Source organism: Litorivivens sp., from assembly GCF_057445395.1.
Window position 1 is genome coordinate 1 of the sequence record NZ_JBVBUV010000133.1, and the last position, 3,832, is coordinate 3,832.

Sequence of the window (3,832 nt, forward strand, 5' to 3'; positions counted from 1 at the left end):
CAGCTTCCGGCCGGGTTCAGTTCGCGGGTGATCGCTGTTTTCAATGAGCCTCCCATCCCAGACAACCCTGGTTTTTTGTGGCATTCCGACCCCGACGGCGGCGCGGTATTTCGCACTGATGACGGTGGTTGGATCTATGTATCCAACAGTGAAGTGCGTGACAGTACCACCGGTGGCGCGGCTGGCTTGCCAGGCACCTCCCGCGAGCATGTGGAGGCGCTGGGGCTCTTGCGCGGAGGCGTGAGTGCACTACGCTTTGATGCTGCTGGGAATCTGGTGGATGCGTATCCGGTACAGCGTGATACAACCACAAACTGCTCTGGTGGGGTTACACCCTGGGGTACGTGGATCAATGGCGAAGAAATAATGGATGGCTACATGTTTGAGTGTAGCCCGCTGCGCGACGGTGGCACGCCCTTGAGGCTGGATCGTTTTGGCCGTAAGGCGCACGAGATGGCCGCGCTGGATCCCGAAGGGCGAGCAATCTATCACACCGAGGATATGGCGGGTGACGAGCGCTTTTATCGTACGATTTTTCCGACCGAAACCTCATGGCCGGCGGGTGATCGACCAGATTGGCAGCAGGGGGTTCTTCAAGTATTGGTTGTCGATGATGGCATTGATGCCGCACGCAAAGGCCCTGTGCCGATTCGCTGGATTGATGCGATCGACGATGGACGTCCGCAAAGTGACGTTTATCAGAGCGAAACAACGGTTTTTGCGGGTAACGAGGGTTGCTGGTTTCTTTCCGGGTTTGTTTTCTTCTCTACCAAAAGCGACGACAACATCTGGGCGATCGATACCGTAGGCGGCACGATAGAAAGCATCTATAACCCGGAGGACGGTCCCGTCGGCTCACCGGTCGACCCAGACGAACCCCCCATGGCGGGGGTGGACAATATTGCCATGACGCTCGATGGCGAGATGATTGTGGTTGAAGACGGCGGCGATATGCGGGCCATGGTGCTGTTGCCGGATCGCACCACCATTCCTTTATTACGCCTGCCCGGGGACCCCAATGTGACGGAAGTTACTGGCCCTGCATTTTCGCCAGACGGCAGACGACTCTATGTGGCTAACCAGCGTGCGCTACGCAACGGTTTGCCGGCTGGTTTTGGCACTGGCGGTGTAATTTATGAAATTACTCTGCCATTTTCGGTGCGGGTTGACGCGCCGCTGGCAGGGCGTGTGGGTTGACAGTGTGCCACCAGAGATATTTGGACTTAACTAAGTTCAGGTAGGTGCGGCTAGCGGGGAGCAGGTCAAGAGCGTTCGTGATAAAAGAGTCTACTACTTTAACTGTGCTTTGCTTAATTGCTGCAGCGGCTGCTTCGGCAAAGCAACCCGATAGCAATGAGCGCATCGACGAGATAATAGTCACTGCACAAAAGCGTAGTGAATCTGTCCAAGACGTACCACTGTCGGTGTCTGTCTTGGGTGGAGAGCGGATCAGCTACGCTGCCATTCATTCTTTCGAGGACGTTTCGCTGGTTTCCCCAAACACTGACATCAATATGACGGCGGGCTATGTCCAGGTCGGCGTGCGCGGCGTCAACGCCCCAATCAACGATGGAATGGAACAGTCCGTGGGTTTCTATATCGATGGGGTCTACTATGCCAAAACTGATTTCCTGCAGGACGCCTTTCTTGACTTGGATCGAGTAGAGGTATTGAAAGGCCCACAAGGCACATTATTTGGAAAAAACACGATTGCAGGCGCCATCAATGTTACCTCGGCCTCTCCTGTAAATACTTTTGAGGCCTCGGTAGGTTATCGCGGCGGCGAGCTTAGTACTCGGCAGCTAACCGCAATGTTGAATTTACCATTGCTGGAAGACCGGGTTGCTTTACGTCTGGCGGGTACCACCTTAGAGCGCGATGGCTACGTGTACAATACACTGCGTCACGAAGACGAAAAGCGCGTCGATAAAAGCGGACTCCGAACGCGCATGCTGTGGGAAGTTTCCAATCAGCTTTCCGCAACGTTAACCTACTATGAGGGACATGCTGCTGACTCCGGTCAGGGCTGGGAACCTTTCATTCTTGAGGATGATGCACAGGCGATACACGGGGCCTTTGATAAGTCACTGGAAGCAGAATTCGACTATCAAAGCCACGCCAACAGCGATAACAGGAACGATGTAGCAACCTACGTGACTAATCTCGATATTCGCTGGGATATCGCAGACTTTCAACTGTCTTTACTCGGTAGTCATGCCGAGAGTCGCTCAGATCTCTTTTTGGATGCCGACACAGCATCAGCCCCAATTGCGGAATGGTTGCGCCAATTTACATATCGCCAAAATATGCTGGAAGCACGATTAGATTCAGGGCCGGGCACACTGGAGTACCTTATCGGTTTCTTTGGTTTCTGGTCAGACAATAAACAGGCTGGGGACCTGCGCATGTTACCGGAAGGGCCGCTGGCGTCCGTATTGGGGCCGCTGCTGGGTGTCGAGAATTCTTTCACCAGATCTGAATTTTCCGGTATCGATGCTTTTCTAAATGCAACGACAACAGACGCACTAATTCAGCAATATCATTTAAGCACAATAACTAAAGCACTATTCTCACAAGTCACATGGCATTTGAATGAACGGCTTAGCCTGGTCGTTGGGCTCAGAGCTTCGCAAGAGAGCAAGTCGGTATATCTCGATCAGGATTACGAATCGACAGGCATTTTGCTGCAATCAGCTTTTGGGGTAACTGAATACACACTCGATGACCGGCGCGATGAATCCAATATTGCACCAAAAATAGCTGGAAAATATGCCGTGGGTGACGACGACATGGTGTATGTCACACTTGCGCAAGGCTTCAAAGCGGGCGGTTTTAATCCGCTAGCGCGAGAGGCCGATGAGGCCTCGTTCGATCAGGAGTATGCGCAATCTTATGAAGTAGGCTACAAACTCACCGCGCTGCAGGGGGCACTAACAGCTAATACAGCGATCTATCGCACCGAATATGATGATATGCAGATTCAAGCGTTTATCGGCAATGGGTTTCTGGTAAGCAATGCCGCAGAAGCAACCACACAGGGTCTAGAGTTTGATCTTCTCTACCAGCCCAGATTGGGAACATCCCTCTATGCCAACATCGGAGTCAGCGACGCCAGATTTAATAGGTTCCCCGACGGACCTTGCCCGGCGACGTCGGAACACGAAACCTGCGACCTCAGTGGAGAGATGCTGCCACGGTCATCCAAATACAGTGCCAACCTCGGCGGTTCGATCGCTTACCCGTTGCTTAATAATCGAATTGCCGCTTTTTTGGGTGTCGATTGGAGCTGGCGATCAGACATCTTATTTGATCTAGATCAGGATCCACTGGATAGTCAGGATCAATACCATCTGATTAATCTACACATAGGAGTGCTGGATCCGGGAAATGCATGGAAGTTTCTCGTACACGTAAAAAACCTGGAAGACCGCAAAGTGCGGCAATTTGCAGCGGATATGCCGGTTTTTAACGGCTCGCATATGGGTTTTCTGCACCCACCACGAATTGTATCCGCGGAGTTTATTTGCACATTTTAGGAAGCACTAATGACTTCCTGTCGGGATAGTTCTTGTTGACTCATGATGAGTAAAGTCACTGGAGTCACCTCGCGGTCAATCTGGGGTTGGATATAATCCCACGGAGAGTGCCATTTCTAATGAACGAAAAGTGACATTACTAAGAAACGCTTACACTCCTTGTTGTTGCAAGCTTGAAATGTCCGGTGTTTCTGCAACTTAGAAATGTCCTATTTTGTCATTTTGGTTACTTAGCCTGGAGGACAGCTGGATTCATGGATCGCTTAGCCGGTTCCTGTTGTCCTCGACGAGATGGC

2 protein-coding genes are annotated in these 3,832 nt (G+C 51.9%); both read left to right on the forward strand.

Features of this window, described 5'->3' with window-relative positions; translation table 11 throughout:
- Nucleotides 1–1,197: alkaline phosphatase PhoX (locus AC222A_RS18865; protein ID WP_372760589.1), on the forward strand; the 1,197-nt coding region annotated here is incomplete at its 5' end.
- Between the two features lie 77 nt (nucleotides 1,198–1,274).
- Nucleotides 1,275–3,536 (forward strand): TonB-dependent receptor, encoded by a 2,262-nt coding sequence (locus tag AC222A_RS18870; protein ID WP_486775451.1) that lies wholly within the window; start codon nucleotides 1,275–1,277, stop codon nucleotides 3,534–3,536.
- Nucleotides 3,537–3,832 lie beyond the last annotated feature (296 nt).